This is a genomic window from Photobacterium sp. TLY01 (genome assembly GCF_021432065.1).
GTDB classification, from domain to species: Bacteria; Pseudomonadota; Gammaproteobacteria; order Enterobacterales; family Vibrionaceae; genus Photobacterium; species Photobacterium halotolerans_A.
In genome coordinates this window covers 537,414-558,771 of record NZ_CP090365.1, presented here as the reverse complement: position 1 = coordinate 558,771, position 21,358 = coordinate 537,414, and the positions used below count along the sequence as shown (strand labels likewise).

At 50.8% G+C, this 21,358-nt stretch carries 16 protein-coding genes; 7 read left to right on the top strand and 9 right to left on the bottom strand.

Annotation, left to right across the window (positions count from 1 at the left end; translation table 11 throughout):
• Window positions 1-9: 9 nt before the first annotated feature.
• The 3 genes from LN341_RS18050 to LN341_RS18040 all read right to left on the bottom strand — a co-directional run bounded on the left by LN341_RS18050 (window position 10) and on the right by LN341_RS18040 (window position 3,702).
• Window positions 10-1,029, bottom strand: a complete 1,020-nt coding sequence (locus LN341_RS18050) for an ABC transporter permease (RefSeq protein WP_046221725.1) — start codon at window positions 1,027-1,029, stop codon at window positions 10-12.
• Window positions 1,030-1,046: 17 nt separating this feature from the next.
• On the bottom strand, window positions 1,047-2,582 hold the full coding sequence (locus LN341_RS18045) for a sugar ABC transporter ATP-binding protein (RefSeq protein ID WP_200896227.1): 1,536 nt from the start codon (window positions 2,580-2,582) through the stop codon (window positions 1,047-1,049).
• Between the two features lie 64 nt (window positions 2,583-2,646).
• Complete coding sequence (locus LN341_RS18040; RefSeq protein WP_234206484.1) at window positions 2,647-3,702, bottom strand: substrate-binding domain-containing protein; 1,056 nt, start codon at window positions 3,700-3,702, stop codon at window positions 2,647-2,649.
• A 520-nt stretch (window positions 3,703-4,222) separates the two neighbouring features.
• On the opposite strand from LN341_RS18040, the gene LN341_RS18035 reads away from it, so the two are divergent.
• Window positions 4,223-4,837, top strand: coding sequence for a LysE family translocator (locus LN341_RS18035; protein ID WP_234206653.1), 615 nt, complete (start codon window positions 4,223-4,225; stop codon window positions 4,835-4,837).
• Between the two features lie 140 nt (window positions 4,838-4,977).
• Here LN341_RS18035 and LN341_RS18030 read toward each other — a convergent pair whose 3' ends face one another.
• Window positions 4,978-5,274: a hypothetical protein gene (locus tag LN341_RS18030; protein WP_234206482.1), complete on the bottom strand. Its 297-nt coding sequence runs from the start codon at window positions 5,272-5,274 to the stop codon at window positions 4,978-4,980.
• Between the two features lie 448 nt (window positions 5,275-5,722).
• Here LN341_RS18030 and LN341_RS18025 point away from each other — a divergent pair, with 448 nt between their 5' ends.
• Window positions 5,723-6,370: a MalM family protein gene (locus LN341_RS18025; protein ID WP_046221729.1), complete on the top strand. Its 648-nt coding sequence runs from the start codon at window positions 5,723-5,725 to the stop codon at window positions 6,368-6,370.
• 86 nt (window positions 6,371-6,456) lie between these two features.
• Here LN341_RS18025 and LN341_RS18020 read toward each other — a convergent pair whose 3' ends face one another.
• Both LN341_RS18020 and LN341_RS18015 read right to left on the bottom strand, forming a co-directional pair.
• A complete protein-coding gene (locus LN341_RS18020; protein ID WP_234206480.1) occupies window positions 6,457-8,823 on the bottom strand; it encodes a glycoside hydrolase family 3 N-terminal domain-containing protein in 2,367 nt (788 codons plus the stop codon).
• A gap of 4 nt (window positions 8,824-8,827) precedes the next feature.
• Window positions 8,828-10,219: a glycoside-pentoside-hexuronide (GPH):cation symporter gene (locus tag LN341_RS18015; RefSeq protein ID WP_234206479.1), complete on the bottom strand. Its 1,392-nt coding sequence runs from the start codon at window positions 10,217-10,219 to the stop codon at window positions 8,828-8,830.
• A gap of 341 nt (window positions 10,220-10,560) precedes the next feature.
• Between LN341_RS18015 and xylA the strand changes: the two genes are divergently transcribed.
• Window positions 10,561-11,880: a xylose isomerase gene (gene xylA / locus LN341_RS18010; protein WP_234206477.1), complete on the top strand. Its 1,320-nt coding sequence runs from the start codon at window positions 10,561-10,563 to the stop codon at window positions 11,878-11,880.
• A gap of 551 nt (window positions 11,881-12,431) precedes the next feature.
• On the opposite strand, the gene LN341_RS18005 is transcribed toward xylA, so the two are convergent.
• Together LN341_RS18005 and xylB are read right to left on the bottom strand one after the other, a co-directional pair.
• Complete coding sequence (locus LN341_RS18005; RefSeq protein WP_234206475.1) at window positions 12,432-13,820, bottom strand: sugar porter family MFS transporter; 1,389 nt, start codon at window positions 13,818-13,820, stop codon at window positions 12,432-12,434.
• A gap of 194 nt (window positions 13,821-14,014) precedes the next feature.
• Window positions 14,015-15,466, bottom strand: a complete 1,452-nt coding sequence (xylB, locus tag LN341_RS18000) for a xylulokinase (protein ID WP_234206473.1) — start codon at window positions 15,464-15,466, stop codon at window positions 14,015-14,017.
• A 216-nt stretch (window positions 15,467-15,682) separates the two neighbouring features.
• Between xylB and LN341_RS17995 the strand changes: the two genes are divergently transcribed.
• A complete protein-coding gene (locus tag LN341_RS17995; RefSeq protein WP_046221734.1) occupies window positions 15,683-16,900 on the top strand; it encodes a XylR family transcriptional regulator in 1,218 nt (405 codons plus the stop codon).
• A gap of 46 nt (window positions 16,901-16,946) precedes the next feature.
• Here LN341_RS17995 and LN341_RS17990 read toward each other — a convergent pair whose 3' ends face one another.
• Window positions 16,947-17,969 carry an aldose epimerase family protein gene (locus tag LN341_RS17990; protein WP_234206471.1) on the bottom strand — a complete coding sequence of 341 codons (1,023 nt, stop codon included), beginning with the start codon at window positions 17,967-17,969 and terminating at the stop codon, window positions 16,947-16,949.
• Between the two features lie 271 nt (window positions 17,970-18,240).
• Here LN341_RS17990 and LN341_RS17985 point away from each other — a divergent pair, with 271 nt between their 5' ends.
• Genes LN341_RS17985 through LN341_RS17975 form a run of 3 tightly spaced genes read left to right on the top strand, consistent with a single transcriptional unit; the run spans window position 18,241 to window position 21,323 of the window.
• The gene (locus LN341_RS17985; protein ID WP_046221736.1) at window positions 18,241-18,663 is read left to right on the top strand and encodes a MarR family winged helix-turn-helix transcriptional regulator; all 423 of its coding nucleotides are present in this window, start codon (window positions 18,241-18,243) and stop codon (window positions 18,661-18,663) included.
• A 36-nt stretch (window positions 18,664-18,699) separates the two neighbouring features.
• The gene (locus LN341_RS17980) at window positions 18,700-19,773 is read left to right on the top strand and encodes an HlyD family secretion protein (protein WP_234206470.1); all 1,074 of its coding nucleotides are present in this window, start codon (window positions 18,700-18,702) and stop codon (window positions 19,771-19,773) included.
• Entirely contained in the window at window positions 19,770-21,323 is a 1,554-nt protein-coding gene (locus LN341_RS17975; RefSeq protein WP_234206468.1) for a DHA2 family efflux MFS transporter permease subunit, read from the top strand. The genes LN341_RS17980 and LN341_RS17975 overlap by 4 nt, the downstream gene beginning before the upstream one ends.
• The last annotated feature ends 35 nt before the right edge of the window (window positions 21,324-21,358 follow it).

Below are 21,358 nucleotides of genomic sequence, written 5' to 3'. Positions count from 1 at the left end.
TCAGCCCTCTCAGGATTTGGCTTTCGACTTCTGGTGCAAATGGTGATCCGCCGCCACGGCCGCCAGCAGAATCAGTCCTTTAATGAACTCCTGCCAGTACACAGACACATCGAGCAGAATCAGAGAACTCGACACCACACTCAGCAACGCGATTCCCAGAATGGCCCCGAAGATGGTGCCTTCGCCCCCTTTCAGACTGGCGCCGCCGATCACCGCTGCGGCGATGATGTTCAGCTCCAGCCCGACCCCGAAGTTAGGCGTTGCAGCACCGAACTTCGACATATAGATGATCCCGGCCAGACCACAGAGCGCGGAGGACAGCACGGTGACATACAGCTTCACCTTGTTGGTGTTGACGCCCGAGTACTGCGCGGCTTTCTCGTTACTGCCGGTATAGAAAATCTTGCGGAAGGCTTTGGCATTACGCAGCAGGAAGTCACTGATGATGATCACCACAAAGAAAATGATGATCGAGAACGGCACACCGAACAGGGTTCCCTGACCGACAAACTTGAATTCAGGCGGCAGCGTAAACAGCGAAATGGGTGTGCCCTGGGTGATGATCATGCTGGCACCCCGAGCCAGACCCATAAAGGCCAGAGTGACAATAAAGTGGTGCAGGCCCAGCCGCGTGACACACAGCCCCATCAGCCAGCCGATAAAACCACTGAAACCGATGGAGGCCAGACTGGCCAGCCAGGGGTTCATGCCCAGCATAAAAAGCTTGGCGGCGAACACCATGGCCAGACACATCACCGCGCCGACTGACAGGTCAATCCCGCCGACAATCAGCAGCATGGTCATGCCCACCACCACAATGCCTTCGGTGGAAAACGACAGCAGCATGGCTTTCATATTGGCCCAGGTCAGGAAATAGGGTGAGGCAAAGCTCATACCGATAAACATCGCCACGATGATAAGGATCAGCGTAAATTCCCGCATCTGACTGACACGCACCAGCGCATCGCGGAAGGAACGTTTTCTCGTGTTGACTGAAGTGCTGGGTGTCGATACATGTTCAATAGTCATTCTTATATTCTCCTGCATTATGCCTGTACGGCTGCCTGCGTCAGTTCAGCGGAGCCGGACGCAAGGTGCATGATGTTCTGTTCAGTGATTTGATCCCCGGTCAGCAGTCCCATCTGACGCGACTCGCGCATCACCATGACTCTGTCACTCAGGCCGATGACTTCCGGTAATTCTGACGAGATGACAATGATGCCGACACCAGCGTTGGCCAGATCACGGATCAGTTTGTGGATCTCAGATTTTGCCCCGACGTCGATACCCCGGGTCGGCTCATCGAGAATAATGAGCTTCGGGTTTACCGACAGGATTTTGGCCAGGGCGACTTTCTGCTGGTTGCCCCCGCTCAGTGACGACACCTTATGATGCAGGCTGCCACTTTTCAGATTGAGTCTGTCCGTCAGGGTCTGAGTTTGCTCAAATTCTTTGTCCTTGCTGATCAAACCATGCTCTGACACCAGTTCCAGCTTGAGTGCAGAAACATTGACGGCGATGGATAAATCCAGAAACAGACCTTCTTCTTTACGGTCTTCCGAGAGATAGACAATGCCTTTCTCGATGGCATCGCGATAACTGTGAATGGCGATCGGCTGGCCGTTAAATCTCAGGTTACCGCGCTGCTTGGGATGCAGGCCGCACAGCCCTTTCACCATTTCTGATCGCCCGGCGCCAATCAGGCCGGCGACGCCAAAGATCTCGCCCTGATAGACTTTAAAATCAATGTCGTTAAATCTGCGGCCATCTGACAGGCCTTCAACGTCGAGGATCACAGGATGATTCTCGACCTGATCCGGGCATTTCGGCGGATACAGGTTGGCGATTTCACGCCCGACCAGGCTTTGAACAATCGCCTGCGGCGTGGTGTCCTCTATCCGTTTGGTATGAATGTAATGACCGTCGCGGAACACGCTGACCCGGTCGCACTGCTCAAAAATCTCAGCCATCCGGTGGCTGATGTAAATAATGCTGATCCCTTGAGCCTTCAGCGTTCGCATGATGGCAAACAGGATCTCAGTTTCCTGATCAGTCAGCGCTGCTGTCGGCTCATCCAGGATCAGGATTTTGCAGTCCAGCACCAGGGCTTTGGCAATTTCCACCAGTTGCTGATTAGAAATCGTCAGATCAGACACTTTCTGTCTTGGGTCAATATCAGCCAGCTGGCTGACCACCTCATAAGCTTCGCGGTACAGGGCTTTGTAATTCACCAGCCAGCCTTCCGAGCTGTTGATTTTCGCCATCATGATGTTTTCAGCCACTGACACATCCGAGCAGAGTGCGATTTCCTGATGAACAAACCCGATGCCCAGCTTCTGTGCTTCCAACGGACTGCTGACCACCACTTTTTCGCCATTGATCAATATGTCACCGCTGTCCGGCTGGTGTATGCCATCGATGATTTTCATCAGTGTTGACTTGCCGGCACCGTTTTCACCAGCAATGGCATGTACTTCACCGGGCAGTAAATCGAAGCGGATATGATTCAGCGCGGTTGTCGAACCAAAGGTTTTGGTTACATTACGGATCTCAAGCACTGGCATTGTGTTGGACGTTTCCACCGTCTCTCCTCCATGAGTATGCTGAGGGAAGAGGCCCGGATACCGGGCCTCAGCAGGGTAGGACTTACTCGTTGATACCTTTGGTGCCGCGTTTCGCCAGGTATTTATCCCAGTAGAAATCATCAGCATTGGCTTTGGTGACAATGGAGAAACCGTTGTCGACAAACGGGACGCTCATTGGGTTATATCCGGCGCGGTCATGATCGTTCATCGGATCAATCAGGCCAGGGTGCGCCGCCATATACAGCAGCATCATGCCCATATAACCCTGCATCCCCTGGTTCGGGTTCACTGCGCCGAAGATCTCGCCTTGCTTGATCATGTCGAGGATCTTGGCGTTCACATCCGCATTAAATATACGGATTTTACCGCCCAGTTCTTTGGCCGCCTGTGCTGCGCCCATGGCAGAAGTTGCTTCCGGCATGAAGACGGCGCCCAGATTCGGGTGTGCCTGTGCCATGGTCATCACAGAGTTATACGCCTTGGTGGCATCGGTATTACTGGCCGCGCGGGATACCAGCTTCATGTCTGGCCACTTCGACTTCATGCGCGCAATAAAGGCGCTGACGCGTCTGTCGTGGTTATCCTGACCCGGGTTCTCCAGTACGGCGTACTCACCTTTACCACCCATGTCTTCCGCCACGGCATCGGCTGCAAATTTACCTTCCTGATAGTTATCCGAGGTAATGAAGGAGACGCGCTTACTGTTAGGCGAATCCGCAGCAAAGGTCACGACAGGAATCCCCATTTCTGCCGCCCGGTTAATCGGTTCAATAAAGGGATCCGGGTTCATGGGGTGCAGCAGAATACCTGCCGGTTTCTTCGCCAGAATCTGCTCAAATGACGCGAGCTGTTTGTTCACATCATATTCCGGCGTGCCGGTATAGACAGTTTTACAACCCATTGAGCGTGCGGCTTCCTTCATCATTTCATAGACAGGGAACCAGTACTCCACACCGGATACCATCACGTTCATGTAATAGGTTTCACCCGGCTTACACTTAAACGGCGTTGACGCTTTCGTTTCAGCCATGGCTGGTGAGGTAGCGGACAGAATGGACAGTGCAACAGTGGCGGTAACCATCTGAAGCGATTTCTTCATGACACGTAACTTGCTCATCCCACTCTCCTTTGTTTGGGGGATTACGAACTTTCAACCTACTTCCACCAGCTTGTGATACCGCGACCAAGCTTCAGATTGAGAAATAAACCAGTGAATGAAATATTTTTGCTCTCAGTGAAAGATGTTTACGAGATGTTAAAGATATTTCATTTGAGTTAAATTTATGCACAAAAACCGACCACGTCAAATCAAATTGATATACAAAGTCTCATTTTGATATAAATATCATAATTTCTGTCCAGTTCTTCTCTCCCCAGTGAGCCTCATGAAAGTGACCGACTTCTCGCTAACCTGCTGATAAACCGTCCATTTATTAACAAGACTCACAATAAAATCACGCCGTTCTGTGCTGATTGACGACAAAAAAGTGATAGTGATAAAGCGTGAAGCGCCTCACTGTTTATTTTCATGGCTCCCGTGCCCCGGCAAAGTTAGTGTCACAAAACACTACCTTCGAACTATCAAACTGATTACACTGACAATCGTTTTTGTTTACACATATGTCAGGATGTATATGTTGGATCTCACCCTATTAAGCGCATTTATCCCTACTTTTTTCTTTGTTTCGATTACACCAGGTATGTGTATGACCCTTGCCATGACACTGGGGATGAGCATTGGTGTGAAACGTGCGCTCTGGATGATGTTGGGTGAACTGCTCGGTGTGGCACTGGTCGCCATTGCGGCAGTGATGGGCGTCGCGACAGTCATGCTGAACTATCCTCAGCTGTTCAGCGCCCTCAAATGGGTGGGCGGCGCTTACCTGTTCTGGCTGGGGATTAATATGTGGCGCAACCGGGGCAAAATGTCACTGAACCTGGAGACACCGACGGTAACACAGCGCGGACAGCTCATTTCTCAGGGATTCATCACGGCCATTGCCAACCCGAAAGGCTGGGCCTTTATGATCTCTCTGCTGCCGCCATTCATTAACATTAACTTACCCATGGCACCGCAAATGGCAGGCTTACTGACGATCATCCTGATGACAGAGTTTGTTGCCTTACTGGTGTATGCGAATGGCGGCAAGAGCCTGCGTTTGTTCCTGACCAAAGGGGACAATCTGCAGTATCTCAACCGGATTGCCGGCACTTTGATGATGGGCGTCGGGATCTGGCTGGCGCTGGGCTGAATCAGCAGATAAACATAGCAAGCGAAAACAATCATGCCGACACAGTTTCGGCATTTTTTATGTCTTTATCTCGTCAATAAATCGCCATTGACGGCTAATCCCTTGAAATGAATCGTCAAAAATCAGCCTGATCAACGCCATTATTCTGTCTTTACACAATGTTTTGGGATCAATATCACTTCCCATTGAGCAACGATGTGCATTAAACTCGGCCTGCTATTAACAAACACACGAATAAAGGAAAAAAAATGTGTTGTGATTCCCCCAATCTCATGCGGGTTAAACGCGCTCTCTGGCAACGATTGACCTGTAAAGCCATCTATCTTTGTAAAAGCTGCAACAAAAAAACGAAAATCTGACATCACAGCAGGTTCTGACTTCCTTTTTCCCACCTTTTGAACCTGTGACATTGTTACTGATGGGAGCATCGCTCCCATTCACCAACTGATCAGCCCTCAGTTGCCAATCACACACCCTTATCCCTTCTTGCTTAATCTCTTGTTTACAAAGCACAAAAGCAATAAATTGCTTCATTAAGTCAATATTACGTCACAGCACAGTCAGTTCTCTGTCACCAATAAAACTGACGTGATAAAGATCACATTGATAAGCAACCGCATGACTTACACTGCCCGCATCCATCCCTGCTGAGCGAGCGAAGAGAAAAATGTGTTGTGAGAATCCGATGTTATACCGAGTGAAAAGAACCGTATGGGAAAGACTGACCTGCCGGGCGATTTACCGCTGCAAAACCTGCAATACAAAAATGAAAGTCTGAGACTGATTCACGGTGATCACCACCACCGACCTGTTGGCTCAATACTCTCAAGCGCAGCTGCAAATGCTATGTTTGAAGCATGGTGTTAACACACTGCTGAGGCCGATATGCGCTTCCTGCCTGTTTGTTTACTGGCACTGACATTATCAAGTTGTTCGCTAACCGACGAATTTAGCCCCAATACGGTCAATGGCGTGCCCAATATCAGCGTCACCGAATCCAAAAATGCGCGTCAGCACTTAGCGTCTGCGACCAGGCTGTTTACCGTCGTGAGGGAATTACCTTCACTGGACTGCTGCGATGATCTCCCCGTCCTGTTTACCCTCTCCACCGATGATGTGATCATCGAACTCTCCTCCGGGCGCAGTTTCGTCAAACTGATACAACTCAGCCCTCAGCTCAGACGGCAGGATCTGACGCTGACGAGTCTGGTCAGCCAGACCGTGTTTGCCCCGCAAGTACAGCTGTATTCCGAAGATTTCCTGCTGATTGACAGCCTGACCGCCTACCGCTACCGCCCTTTCTCCTACCGGGAGCCGGATCGGCTGGAAATCACCCTGCCGCTCAGTCAGTACAACACCCCAATTCACTATGTCCTGGTTTACACCAGCCAGAGCGAAATGGACACTTACACCCCCTTGCTGGACATTGAATCCAAGTATGATCGCAATCTGGGTCTGGATATTATGCCCCGCCCCTGGTTCATTGCACCGCACGCCCCCACCGGAACGCTGATTTTGAATCGCGCCAAATAACCGGCCCCGATAAAAGAAGAAGCCAGTCAGCAAAGTCGACTGGCTTCTTACCATGCGTGCTTTCAGGAACTCAACCTGTGAATCATTTACCCGATACGTTCAACCTGAGCACAACTGAGCATTCTCCAATCCTGGGGGAGCACGCGCGTATTGCCGGTCACACTCACGGTCGCAACCAGTACAATCTCTGAACTGGAATGGCCAAACATCAGGTCAAATTCACCCGGCTCCACGATCCGTTCATGCTGATTATTGGTGAAATTCAGCATATCGACAGGGAGCGTGAAAAGCACGCTGGCCGTCTCGCCCGGATCAAGTTCAACCCGCTCGAACCCTTTTAATTCACGGATTGGCCGCACCTGAGAAGCCAGCTTATCACGGACATATAACTGAACCACTTCGCAGCCTCGGCGATCCCCCGTATTGGTCACATCGACTGACACCCGTACATCCCCATGAATATCCACTTCCGGTGTATGTAAGCGTAAATTGTCGTATCTGAATGAGGTATACGTCAGACCATAGCCAAAATTGTATTTCGAGCCAAAATGGTAGGGAATGGGTGTCCCCCCACTTTTCAGTTTGTGATTGTAATAATACGGAACTGCACCGACATTTTTAGGAATGGATAACGTCAGACGCCCCGAAGGAGAAGCGGCGCCACAAAGAATATTGCCAATCGCATCAGCCCCTTCCTGACCAGGCGCCCAGCAGTAAAGCACAGCGGCGGCTTTCGCTTCCCAGCCGTTCAGGTTATATGGCCGGCCACCAGTCACCAGGACCACGGTTGGCGTCCCTGTGTTGATCACAGCTTCAACCAGCGCCTGCTGCACACCCGGTAGATCAAGCGTGGCTGCGTCCGAACCTTCGCCAACAGTGCCCGTTTGGAACAAACCGGCCAGATCTCCGACACAGACGACAGCCACCTGCGCCTGCTTCGCTTCTGCCACAGCCTGACTGATTTGCGAGCGATCCATCGACACCGGGGATTCCTGAGTCTGACTCAATGCCAGATCCACATCTCCCGGAAACACGGGCGCACCCGCACTCCGCTCGGTAAGAATGTCACACCCTTTAGCATAGCTTGTCGTCTGAAACCGTTCCTCAATCGCTTCCCTGATGGTTTTGGCAACTTTAGATTTCTCTTCAAGGCTGCTGAGAATCAAGTGAACCGGAAAGCTGTAACCCCCTAATAATGCCAGTTGATCATCTGCAGTCGGACCAATCACGGCCACAGAGGTCTCAGGAGCCAGAGGCAAAATACCCTGATTTTCTGTCATCACCACAGACTCAAGCGCCACCTGATAAGCCACGGCTTTGGTGCCTTCCTGCTGCAAGCGAATCTTCGCAGGATCGGTATACGGTTGCTCAAACAGCCCCAACTGAAATTTCACCGACAAGATACGGCCGACAATCTCATCAATTTTACGTTCCGTGAGCAGACCCCGCTCGACCGCATCCCGAATCGACTGCGCACACAAATCATCCGGCAGCTCAATATCCAGACCGGCATTCAATGCCAGTGCGATAGATTCTGCCCGATCAGCAGCAATCGCATGATGAGAAGCCAGCAGATCAATACCGCCGTAATCGGCAACAATCAAACCATCAAACCCCCAGCGCTCACGCAGCACAGTCGTCAGCAGATAGTACGACGCATGGCAAGGTTCGTTATCAATATCATGGTAAGCAGGCATGACTGACCCGGCATTACCCAGTTTGACCGCCATTTCAAAAGGCAGCATAAAAGTGTCATTCAGCTCTTTGAAACCCAGATGCACCGGCGCATGGTTACGTGCCCCCTCACTGAAGGAGTGGCCCACATAATGCTTCAGGGTCGCCAGTACATCCCTGTTCTTGCCCTGTAAACCCTGCACATAGCGAGTCGCCAGTACACCGACATGATAGGGATCTTCTCCCAGTACTTCTTCGGTTCGTCCCCAGCGAACATCACGAGACACGTCTAACACGGGTGACAAGCCCTGATGTGCCCCAACCTGGCGTATTTCCTGCCCAATCGCCTCGCCCACCTGTTCAATCAGCGCCGGGTTCCAGGTATGACCATAATTCAGTGACGAAGGGAACAGTGTCCCTCCTTTTGCCATCAGGCCGACCAGGCATTCTTCATGCGAAATGGCAGGTATCCCCAAGCGCGTTTCTTCCACCAGATACTTCTGCAGTGCATTTAATGCTTCCACACCCGTCTTTGCATCAACCGAATGGGTCCCGAGTGGACGGGTAATCTGGCCTAAGCCATGCTGCAATCTTGTTTTGATGTCCGCACGCTCAGCATCCCCTGTAAATTCCATCTCCCTTTCCTGATGCGCTCCCTCAGGATCAAGCATCAGCCATTGCGCATGCATCTGAGCAATTTTTTCTTCCAGCGTCATCTGACTGAGCAAGTCTTGCGTTCGCTCGTCAACAGAATAAGCTGGGTCTTTATAAATACACATCGCTTTATCCTAACTCTGCATGATGAACTTTCACTGCAACGTCCTGAGTGTCCTTGGCATCCAATGCCAGCAGCGCTTTAATTTGCTTCAGCTTCTGACTATCCAGATCATAGAAAGCCATCACCAGTGCCAGCAGCGCGAAAATCACACCAGGGAAAACGGTATAGAGCAAATTAATCCAGACGACAGCTTCTGCCGATTGGCTTTCTGCCCCGCCGACATAACCGACAGCGGCAAGAATCCAGCCGACCATGGCGCCGCCAATTGCGATGCCTAATTTGATAGCAAACAGATTGGTTGAAAAGATCATACCGCCCAGCGCACGGTTGCTGCGGGTTTTCTCGTAATCCACCACATCACTCATCATGCTCCACAGTAATGGCGTGGTACTCATCTGAACAATACCCAGCAAGATCACAAGCACAAACACCATGACGATATTCGACGGTTCAACCCAAAAGAGTGCCGCAGACAAAAATCCAGAGAGCACGATCAGAACCCGGTAGGTTTTCACTTTATCAAACCGACCCAGGACCGGCGCAGAGCCAATCGCACCCAATATGTTGGCCAGCATGCCAACCACCATGAACAGGGTGGCTATGTCCGGACGTGCCATCACGTTATTGACGTAATACATGGTGGAAGCCCCTTTCAGAACAACGCCGGTCAGCAGGAGTACATTCAGCACAAACAACACCCGCCACTGTGTGTTTTTCCACAGCACTTTCATATCTGCAAGCACCGACTGCTGCACTTCGTTTGCTTCAGGCAAACAGCGTTCTTTGGTATTGGAAAAGCTATAAAAGAACAAGCCAATCGCGCCGATTCCCATCACAGCCATAGCCCCCAGATAACCCAGTTGTTTGTCACCGCCGCCGATAACATCAACCAGAGGTAAAGCAACAAGGGCAACAATCAAACCACCAGCGGTACTCAATGCGAAGCGGTATGACTGCAAGGAAGTCCGTTCCCCTGAATCATTCGTCAGTGCATTCGCCATCGCACAGTAAGGGACGTTTATCGCCGTATACATCAGGGTCAGGAAAATATAAGACGCATACGCATAAATGATTTTCCCGGTTTCGCCGACATCCGGGGTATAGAATGTTGCCGTGCAGGCAATACCAAAAGGAACGGCGACCCAGGCCAGATAAGGTCTGTATCGTCCAAACCGGCTTTTGGTCCGGTCAGCAATGGACCCCATCACTGGGTCTGTCACGGCATCAATGACTCGAACCAGAAGGAACATGGTGCCCATGTGGGCAGGCGATAGCCCATAAATATCGGTATAAAAGTAAGCCAGGAATAGCATGACCGTCTGCCAGACAAAATTACAGCCGGTATCACCCAGGCCATAGGCAATTTTTTCCTTTGCCGTTAGTTTTATCATTTCCATATATTTCTCCAGAGGTACAGGTTATTTGTTTTTTTAATATCCTGTTTATTGTTATGAATTATCCTCTCAAATCAATTTATGCAAAATGACATCAGTTTTACGATATTTCACATGTGTGAAGCCAACAGTACTTTCTTCAATAACCATTCATTCCAAACATGAAAAATCAATCAGTTAAAAAATCACAAATATCAAACCCACGTAATTTAGATATTATTTCGAGAGCCAGAGCACATTAGTTAAATCCATGAAATTCACTATCAAATTTCATAATTGCTGAGCCGCTAAAAAAAGCAAAAGATGACTCTCGAATAGACCACCGACGTATATGGATGAAGACTATGACTGAATTTTTCAAAAACATCAGCAAGGTACAATTTGAAGGGACTGAATCAACGAACCCGCTTGCATTCCGTCATTACAACCCGGACGAAATGATCCTGGGCAAATCGATGAAAGAGCACCTGCGCTTTGCTGCATGCTACTGGCATAACTTCTGCTGGCCAGGTTCAGATGTATTCGGTGCCGGCACCTTTGATCGTCCCTGGCATCAGGCAGGTGACGCCATGGAAATGGCTAAAATGAAAGCTGACGCGGCATTTGAGTTTTTTTCTAAACTCAACGTCCCATATTACTGCTTCCACGATACGGATGTGGCACCCGAAGGCGATTCAATCAAAGCATATGCGAACAACTTTGCTGCCATGGTTGATGTACTGGAAGCAAAACAAGCAGAAACCGGCCTGAAACTGCTTTGGGGAACAGCGAATGCATTCTCAAACCCTCGCTATATGCATGGTGCAGGCACGAACCCAAACCCTGAAGTTTTTGCTTATGCAGCCACTCAGATTTTCAATGCCATGAACGCCACTCAACGCCTTGGCGGTGAAAACTATGTGCTTTGGGGCGGACGTGAAGGTTACGAAACACTGCTCAATACAGATCTGCGTCAGGAGCGTGAACAACTGGGCCGACTGATGCAGCTGGTGGTCGAGCATAAACATAAGATCGGATTTAAAGGCACCATTCTGATCGAGCCGAAGCCACAAGAACCCACCAAACACCAGTACGACTATGATACTGCGACTGTATATGGCTTTCTGAAGCAGTATGGCCTGGAAAATGAGATTAAAGTGAACATCGAGGCCAACCACGCGACGCTTGCCGGCCACAGCTTCCACCATGAAGTTGCCACTGCAACCTCGCTGGGTCTGTTTGGCTCGATTGATGCCAATCGCGGTGATGCACAACTGGGCTGGGATACCGACCAGTTCCCGAATAGTGTCGAAGAAAACACACTGGTGATGTACGAAATCCTGAAAGCTGGTGGCTTCACAACCGGTGGCTTCAACTTTGATGCCCGTGTCCGCCGTCCGTCAATTGATGGGGAAGACTTGTTCCACGGCCATATTGGCGGAATGGATACCATGGCACTCTCACTCAAGCGTGCGGCAGCCATGCTCCAAAATGATGTACTGGCAGGCCATGTGGCAAGTCGCTACGCGGGCTGGAATACCGAACTGGGACAAAAAATTCTTCAGGGAAATTTGTCTCTGGCATCTCTGGCAGACTATGCGCTCACCCAGAATATCCAGCCACAGCCGGTTTCCGGCAAGCAGGAGTATCTGGAAAACCTAGTGAACGGTTTTATCTATAAATAAATCACCCTTCCTTGTCATTGGCCGGGGCAAACCCCGGCCTTTTTTATGCATCCGGCTGACACCAGTTCTCAACAGTAAGTTGTGACTCAAATACTGGCACTGCCTCTGTACTGGCCTGCTTTTCTATTTCCAGCCCCCACCGTTCGTAGCTCGCTTACTTGATCTCCCTGAGCGTTCACCCGGATAACCAGCCTGCGAGAAGGGATACCCTCGCCATACATCACACTCTCCATGCATCACTCTCCATGTGATGTCAGGAGAAAGACCGCAGTCATCCAGTCAGCCAGTCAGCTTTCGGAATTCCAGTCACATCCGGCAAACACAGATGCAGCGTTACTGATGCAACCCGCCCCAATCATCGTTGGCAGGCTCACCAGATACCGAAACGCGGCACAGATCAAGTCACTCACCTAGGTGACGATGCAATGTCACGACGCAATACCACATGCGGCGAAAAACCTCCGGATACAAAAAAGCCCCCAATCCTGGACGGTCCAACGATTGGGGGCTGCTCTCTTTCAGGTTGTGTCTTCAGTCACACAGACCGAAGGTTACACGTATTGCGTTTTTCCTTTGGCATCAGAGGATACCCACAGACTTTCTAATTGTTCCAGGGATTTCCCTTTGGTTTCCGGAACCCAGCGATAAACGAAATACACGGTAAAGACCCCCATGACACCATAAAGCCAAAACGGAAACCCACCGTTATAGGACTGATATAACCAGCTGTTCTGGTCATTCATCATCGGGAACGTCTGAGAAACGACAAAATTCGCAAACCACTGGGCGAAGACCGCAATCGACAGTGCTTTTGAACGGACGCTATTGGGGAAAATTTCGGAAAGAAGAACCCAGGTCACCGGCCCTAGTGACAGAGCAAATGCTGCAATATAACCCAAAACAAATACCAGCAGATACCCACCAATCGCATTCAGATACGCTGCACTGCCAATCACCAGCATACACAGAGCCATGATACCCGCACCAAGCATCATCAAAGGGCGGCGACCAAAACGGTCCACGGTAAATATCGCAATCACAGTAAAAGTCAGGTTCACTACCCCAACCAGTATGGTCTGCAATAAGGCAAGATCAATGCTGGAATCACTGAACCCTTTCAGAATGGTTGGCGCATAATACAGAAATACATTAATCCCCGTCACCTGCTGCAACACACTCAGCATAATACCGATCACCAACACACCCAGCAGCCCTTTCGACACGATTCCGCCAGAAGATTTATCCTGCAGAGAATCGGTGATCTCCTGCCACTGATGCCCGATATCAGCCCCTGGGTTCACGGCTTTCAGCAATGTGCGGGCTTCCTGATGACGTCCTTGCATCGCCAGCCATCTCGGTGTTTCAGGTACAGTGAACAACAAGCATAGAAAAATACCCGCCGGAATCACTTCTGAGCCGAACATCAGTCGCCAGCCCATCGTATTTAGCCAGCTTTCAGAGCCCAGAAGCGCAATTCCGTAGTTGACGAAGTACACCACCAGCATGCCAAAAATAATGGCGAACTGATTACAGGACACCAGACTGCCTCGGCGATTTGCCGGAGACACTTCGGCGATATACATCGGCGACACCATGGAGGCTATCCCCACGCCGACACCGCCAATGATGCGGTAGAGAATAAAGACCCAGTAATTATCTGGCAGCGCCGACCCAACGGCAGAGATCAAAAACAATACGGCCGCAATAATCAAGGCACCTCGTCGGCCATAGCGAGTACTCATGACACCGGCAAAAATCGCCCCGATGACACATCCGATTAATGCAGAGGAAGCTGCGAAGCCTAACGCTGTCGCATCTAAGGAGAAGTAGCTTTGTAACGCTTCGGTTGCACCGGAAATCACTGCGGTATCATAACCAAATAATAATCCGCCCAGTGCCACCACCAATGTTAAATGAAGTACATTAGCAGGCTGTTTCATAATATGCTCCGTGTAGGTTTTATAATAAGGATGTTCCACAGTCATATTGTGAATACAGGGCAAGGATTCATATTACGATAAACGAAATACACGTTATGAATTTTTACTTATGTGAAGACTGTCATTCAGATACAGTCAAAATAAAAAAAGCAGGATCTTCACCCTGCTTTTTTCACTAAAAATAAATATATTTATTAAAATATCGACTGAAGTTTCAGATAAATATCCTGGTACATTTTACGTTTTTTCATATAGTAATTTTGCATCTCTGCCTGAGGGCAATGACGCTGCACTAATTCTGGCACCGGACAAATGGCTGAAAGCTCAGCACCTTCTGTCACACCGAGCTGGGCAAGTCGTGCAGCACCCAAAGCGGGGCCAACATCTCCACCGACACGATAAACCAGCGTATAACCCACAATATCGGCGAGCATTTGGCGCCAGAATTCACTCCTTGCGCCACCGCCAATCAGGTTGATTTCCTCAGGAATATCACCGGCACGATGTAATGCGTCAAATCCATCCGCAAAAGCAAATCCGACGCCCTCAAGCACTGCGCGACACAAATCAACCCCTTGCGTACTGTGGGTCATTCCGAAAAAGACCCCCTTCGCATTCGGATTATTATGAGGTGTTCTTTCACCAGACAAATAGGGGAGAAAAATCAACGTCGAGTCCGGACTTGCGTTGTTTTCCACATCTGTCAGCATGGCTGGCACTGAGTCATAACCCGTTAAATCAGCAACCCAGCTCAGACACGATGCAGCACTTAAAATCACCGACATCGTATGCCAGGTGGAAGGCAATGCATGGCAAAAACTATGGAGTGCCGATTCAGGGTTTGATCGAAAGCCATCACTTACTGAGAAATAGACGCCTGATGTGCCAAGTGACAACATGGCCTGTCCCGGTTGTGTGATACCCACACCAATGGCCCCTGCTGCGTTATCTCCGGCGCCGGCAACCACAGGTACACATGGCATCCCCCACATTTCTGCGATCTCAGGGGATAAAGTCCCGGTGATTTCATTGCCTTCATACAAAGATGGCATGTGTTTGCGGCTTAACCCGGTCGCAGCCAGCAGCGCATCGCTCCAATCTCGTTTAGCCACATCCAGCCACAGGGTCCCTGCCGAGTCAGACAAATCAGATGCAAAATCACCGGTCATGCGAAAACGCAGATAGTCCTTTGGCAACAACACTGTCGCAACACGATGAAAGTTGTCGGGCTCATGCTTCTTTAACCAAAGCAGCTTTGGCGCAGTAAAACCAGGCATCATGATATTGCCTGTAATATCGCGACTGGCTGGCACCAAAGCTTCCAATTCCTCACATTCCGCAAAACAACGGCCATCATTCCACAATATGGCCGGGCGAATAACCTCTCCATGGGTGTCCAGCAAGGTCGCACCGTGCATTTGTCCGGCAAGCCCAATCGCCAAGACCTGTGACAGATCAATTTGCTGACGCAGACCATCCATCACTTCACAAGTTGCTTGCCACCAATCTTCAGGATGTTGTTCAGACCACAGTGGCTCAGGCCGAGATACAGATAAAGGTACTGTCTGGCTAGCCAGTACTTTGCCTTTGCCATCCAGCACAATTGCTTTTACCCCTGATGTCCCTAAATCAATACCAATAAACATGGCTACCTCTTCTCCTGTATCTGTGCCGTCATCTGCAATAGAGACGTACAAGCATTGTTTTCTCTATGCTCCTTTCACTGCAGAAAGTTCTCAATTACGTTTTTTCACACTCAAACTAACGGATTTCTTCTGTGTGGTGCGAGTCACACAGTAGCTGATAAGCCGCTGCTACACTCCAGTTACGTTTTTTGACAGGACATTAAACGAAGTATCACCATGAATAAACGCTATAGGATCACCCTGTTATTCAATGCCAACAAGGTCTACGACAGACAGGTTATCGAAGGAATCGGTGAATATCTGCACGCCACTCAGTGTGACTGGGATATCTTCCTCGAAGAAGATTTCCGTGTGCATTTAGACAACATCAGAAACTGGGTAGGCGATGGGATTATCGCGGATCTCGACAACCCCGAAATTGAAGAAATTCTCAAAGAAATCAATATCCCCACAGTCGGCGTCGGCGGTTCTTACGAAAATGACCATGATTATCCGGACCTGCCTTATATCGCAACAGATAATGCCCAGCTGGTGAATATGGCGTTTCAGCACCTCAGGGACAAAGGGCTTGAGAACTTCGCTTTTTACGGATTACCACCCAGCCCGACTTCTCGCTGGGCAGAAGAGCGGGAAAAATCTTTTCAGCGGATTGTCAAAGAAGAGGGATACGAAGGGTTCATCTACCGTGGCAATGAAACATCACCACTGACCTGGCAATATGACATGAACCGGCTCGCTGACTGGCTGCAAAACTTGCCAACCCCGACAGGCATTATTGCCGTGACTGATTCACGGGCGCGGCATTTACTTCAGGTTTGTGATCATCTCAACCTGATGGTGCCGGATAAAATTGCTGTGATTGGCATCGATAATGAAGAACTTGCGCGCTATCTGACACGCGTTTCTCTCAGCTCTGTCGGGCAAGGCTGTAAAAAGATGGGATATCAGGCAGCCAAGATGCTCCATCACATTTTGCTCCGCAAAGAACAGCAGAGCACGGAAGAAACCCTGCCACAGCAGGTCATCCGCCACAGCAAAGTACTGATACCGCCAACCCAGGTTTATGAACGCCAAAGTACAGACTTTCAGGCACTGCGCGATCCTTATGTTATTCAGGCGATGCATTTCATTCGCCACAATGCAATCAAGGGGATCAAAGTCGATCAGGTGCTGAACTACGTGGGTGTTTCCCGTTCAAATCTGGAGACCCGGTTTAAAGAAGAGCGGGGCCACTCAATCCATCAGGAAATCCACAATTCGAAACTCAAACGCGCTTGTAATCTGCTGCGTACCACAGAGCTGCCAATCGCAGAAATAGCGTCTTTATGTGGTTACCCGTCCTTGCAGTACATGTACTCTGTGTTTAAAAAGAATTTCGATCTCACCCCAAAGGATTACCGCCGGGGGGCAGAGCAGGATACGGACATTGAATAGTTCGGCATGACTCACTCGCAAGGCCGACTGACGGCCTTGCTGCTCATCATTCCTGTTTCAGTGCCATCACCTGGTAAGCGGTCGTCTGACGGTAAGCTTTGCCCGGCCAGTAATAACACCCCTCCGCATTGAACATATTGACCTGATTTGGATAGCATTGTGCTTCCAGACAAAAGCCATCATGTTGACGATAACCCTGGTTACGGCCCTGCGGCTCTGCTAATGCGTTGCCGGTATAGAACTGCAATCCAGGCTGATCGGTCAGCATTCTGAGCCCCAGACCTGTCTCAACGCATTGCACCTCAGCAACCTGACGCAGACCAGAGCCATTTAAACACCAGCAATGATCAAATCCACCCACGGCCTCGACCTGAGCGTCATTTGCTGCCAACCGGGAAGCCAGGCGGGTTAAAGTCCGAAAATCCATCGGCGTATCTTCCACAAAGCATTTCCTTTGTGGAATGGACTGCTGATCAATTTCAAAATACATCTCTGCATCGATCCGGACTTGATGATCAGCGATCCCACGCACACCACCGTTGAGATTAAAGTAGGCATGATGCGTCAGATTGATGGGTGTCATCCGATCCGCTTCAGCCTCGTAGTCAATGATCAGCGTATTATCGTCTGTCAGCCTGTAGCTGACCTGAATATTAATATTTGCCGGATAACCCGCCTCGCCTGCGTTGACAGAAGTACTCAGCAAAATACGATTGCGTGACAAATGCTCCAGCTGCCATTGCTTGCTATGCAAACCCGCATGGGCACCATGAAGGTGATTCTCCCCCTCGTTTTGCTCAAGCTGAACCACCCTGCCCTCCATTTCAAACCGCCCATTTGCAATACGATTTGCCCATGGACCGACCACACCTCCGAGGTATGCTTTCCCCTGTAAATAATCCTCTGGCGCTTCATAGCCCAATACAAGATTCACAGGCACCTGATCTTTGCCTGTCACAACAAAGTGAACCAGGGTTGCCCCAAGATCTGAGATATCCACCCGGGTATGATGGCAATTGGTGAGTGTGTAGAGATGATAATCTCCCCAAGCAGTAACATTCCCATTCATCTGGTTACCTTCTGTTGTCCGTGGCCGTTTTTCTCCTATTTTTCATCCCAGAATGATTTGTCTCCATTACGTTATTTCTCATTCGCTTGACTTAATTTCACTGTCGCAAGCCTCATCACATCTGCAAGCCACATAATCCTGCCTCACACATTCTCTGAACCGATTGTTCCGAAATCATCCGATGACATGAGATCAATCTTTTGCTCACACATTGAAACATTTAGTTACATTGACACATAATACGTAATACTTACGATTTGAGGCTGGCTGAATGAATAACAATACGCTGGGTTTTGTGATGTCTGATGTCACCCGCCTGATGCGAAATCTGTTCAAAAAACGCCTGAAAGGTCAGGACCTGACGCTGGTTCAGGCCAGGGCGTTGTTTTACATCGCGCGTTTTGAAGGGGTCCGGCAGGTGGAACTGGCAGACATGCTTGAGATCAAACCGATTTCACTGGTCAGACTGATTGACCTGCTGGTCGAGGCCGATCTGATAGAACGCCGTCCGGATCCCAAGGACAGACGCGCCTATCAGATTTATCTGTCTGCCACTGCCCAGCCCCATATTGATGAAATTTTGCGTGTGATCAAAAGCATTCAGGATGATGCGTTAGCAGGACTGTCTGAGGCAGAAATTGCCACGGTTACCTTTGCATTCGAAAAAATGCGCAGCAATTTATCAGCCTTTTAAATCAGCCGGTTATACAGAGAAGTTGGAGTACCTACCATGAGCAACATGTCCCAGGAACAAGCAGACGCCCCGCAACCCTCGCCACCAAAACGATCGATGAAACGCTTTGTGCTGCTCGTTGTGATCCCCGCTCTTGCCATCCTTGGTGGCGGTGTGATGTACCTCAAAGGCGGGCGTTTTGTGGAAACCGACAATGCCTATGTGAAAGCCGACAAAGTGCCGGTCAGTGCTGAAGTGTCCGGCCCGGTGCTGGAAGTTATGGTCAAAGAAAACCAGCCCGTGGAAGCCGGCCAGCCCCTTTTCCGGATCGATCCGGCCCAGTTTGATGTTGCCGTGGCCAAAGCTGAAGCGGAGCTGGCGCAGGTGCGCACAGATCTCGCAGCACTGAAAGCGAGCTATAAAGAGAAACAGGCAGAAATTGCCCTCGCTCGCACCAAACTGGCCTTTGCTCAGAAAGAGCTGAAACGTCAGAAAGATCTGGCGGTGAAAAAGTACGTCTCGACCGCCAATTTCGATCTGGCGCAGCAGGCCGCTGATCTGGCGAATCAGGAAATCAACGCGCTGGAACTGGATCTGAAACGCATCGCTGAAACCATGGGTGGCAGCGTAGCCACGCCACTTGAGTCGCACCCGAAATACATGACGGCACTGGCGGAGCTGAACCGCGCCAGGCTGGATCTGGCCCGCACCACGATCAAAGCCGCTGTCGACGGCATTGTGAGCCAGCCACCTAAACCGGGTCAGTATCTGAACCCAGGCGTGACCGTGATGTCGCTGGTCGCCAGCGCCTCGCCCTGGGTTGAAGCCAACTTCACGGAGACCGATCTGACCAATGTCCGGCCCGGACAGACCGTCAGCATCCATGTGGATACCTACCCGGATGCAGAATGGCACGGTGTCGTCGACAGCCTCAGCCCGGCAACCGGAGCAGAGTTTTCCGTGATTCCGGCCCAGAACGCCACCGGAAACTGGGTGAAAATCGCGCAGCGCGTACCGGTTCGCATCGCGATCACCGCCGACGCTGACAACCCGGCATTACGTGCCGGCCTGAGCACTGTGGTGGAAATTGATACCGAGCATCACCGCCAGTTCCTCGGACTGTCATTATGAATGAACACAGCCAGGCAGCGCCTGCAGAACCGGCCAACCGGGGTTTCATTACCATTGCGGTGATGCTGGCGACTATCATGCAGGCGCTGGACACCACCATTGCCAACGTCGCGCTGCCGCACATGCAAGGGGCGATGGGCGCGACACAGGATCAGATTTCCTGGGTGCTCACCTCTTACATCGTTGCCGCTGCGATTTGTATGCCGTTAACCGGCTTTCTCAGCGCGCAGTTTGGCCAAAAGCGTATTTTCCTGTGGGCCGTGGTGGGCTTTACCGTCAGTTCCATGCTGTGTGGCGCGGCGCAATCGCTGGAGCAGATCGTGCTGTTCCGCTTGCTGCAAGGGGTGTTCGGCGCCAGCCTGGTGCCGCTGTCGCAATCTGTGCTGCTCGATACTTATCCGACCGAGCAGCATGGCTCAGCGATGGCGATGTGGGGCGTTGGTGTCATGGTCGGCCCAATTCTGGGTCCGTCGCTGGGGGGCTGGTTAACCGAGTATTACAACTGGCGCTGGGTGTTTTACATCAACCTGCCGTTCGGCCTATTGGCCTGGTTCGGCATTGCTGCCTACGTGAAAGAAACTGCGATAGACACCTCCCGTAAGTTCGATTTATTCGGCTTCGCACTGCTCAGTCTGGCGATCGGCTCGCTGCAGATGATGCTGGATCGCGGTGAATCCCTCGGCTGGTTTGACAGCCCGGAAGTGGTGATTGAGGCCATTCTTGCCGCAGGCTGCTTTTATCTGTTTATCGCGCACATGTTTACCCACAAAGCGCCCTTTATTGAGCCGGGTTTATTCAGCGACAGTAATTTCCGGATCGGCCTGCTGTTTATCTTCATTATCGGGATCATCCTGCTGGCAACCATGGCGCTGTTACCGCCTTTCATGCAGAGTTTGCTGGGGTATCCGGTGCTGGATGTCGGCTACCTGCTGGCCCCGCGCGGCGTAGGCACGATGATGGCGATGATCACAGTCGGCAAACTGGCGGGGAAAGTCGATCCCAGGTACAAAATCTTTCTCGGCCTGATGCTCACATCCTTCTCGTTATGGGAAACCACGCTGTTTGATCTCAATATCAGCGGGTGGGATATCGTCCGGACCGGGGTGATTCAGGGGCTGGGACTGGGCTTTATCTTTGTGCCTCTGTCGACCATCACTTTTGCCACGCTGGCACCGAAGTACCGCGGCGAAGGTACGGCGTTGTTCAGCCTGATGCGAAACATCGGCAGCAGTATCGGCATTTCTGTTGTGATCACTTACCTGTCGCAGCAGACACAGGCCAACCATGCCGCGTTTGCCGATTACATCACGCCGTTCAACTTTGCCCTGAATCAGGCCATTGATGCGGGTGTGTACAACCTGTCGACCCCGCAAGGACTGGTGGCGATGAATGCCGAAGTCACCAAACAGGCCGCCCTGCTGGCTTACCTGCAGGATTTCCGCCTGATGATGTGGGTGACGCTCGCAGCTGTGCCGCTGGTCTTTCTGCTGCGCACCCCGAAAAAGCGGCCGCTGACGGCAAACACAAAAACGGAAACCGTCATGGAATGACAGCCCGTCCCAGCAGAAAACAGGCCCCGCCAGTC

Coding starts and splice junctions, on each gene's coding strand:
- LN341_RS18050 (WP_046221725.1), bottom strand. CDS start 1,029: ATGACTATTGAACATGTATCGACACCCAGCACTTCAGTCAACACGAGA.
- LN341_RS18040 (WP_234206484.1), bottom strand. CDS start 3,702: ATGAGCAAGTTACGTGTCATGAAGAAATCGCTTCAGATGGTTACCGCC.
- LN341_RS18030 (WP_234206482.1), bottom strand. CDS start 5,274: ATGGGAGCGATGCTCCCATCAGTAACAATGTCACAGGTTCAAAAGGTG.
- LN341_RS18025 (WP_046221729.1), top strand. CDS start 5,723: ATGCGCTTCCTGCCTGTTTGTTTACTGGCACTGACATTATCAAGTTGT.
- LN341_RS18020 (WP_234206480.1), bottom strand. CDS start 8,823: ATGTGTATTTATAAAGACCCAGCTTATTCTGTTGACGAGCGAACGCAA.
- LN341_RS18015 (WP_234206479.1), bottom strand. CDS start 10,219: ATGGAAATGATAAAACTAACGGCAAAGGAAAAAATTGCCTATGGCCTG.
- xylA (WP_234206477.1), top strand. CDS start 10,561: ATGACTGAATTTTTCAAAAACATCAGCAAGGTACAATTTGAAGGGACT.
- LN341_RS18005 (WP_234206475.1), bottom strand. CDS start 13,820: ATGAAACAGCCTGCTAATGTACTTCATTTAACATTGGTGGTGGCACTG.
- xylB (WP_234206473.1), bottom strand. CDS start 15,466: ATGTTTATTGGTATTGATTTAGGGACATCAGGGGTAAAAGCAATTGTG.
- LN341_RS17995 (WP_046221734.1), top strand. CDS start 15,683: ATGAATAAACGCTATAGGATCACCCTGTTATTCAATGCCAACAAGGTC.
- LN341_RS17990 (WP_234206471.1), bottom strand. CDS start 17,969: ATGAATGGGAATGTTACTGCTTGGGGAGATTATCATCTCTACACACTC.
- LN341_RS17985 (WP_046221736.1), top strand. CDS start 18,241: ATGAATAACAATACGCTGGGTTTTGTGATGTCTGATGTCACCCGCCTG.
- LN341_RS17980 (WP_234206470.1), top strand. CDS start 18,700: ATGAGCAACATGTCCCAGGAACAAGCAGACGCCCCGCAACCCTCGCCA.
- LN341_RS17975 (WP_234206468.1), top strand. CDS start 19,770: ATGAATGAACACAGCCAGGCAGCGCCTGCAGAACCGGCCAACCGGGGT.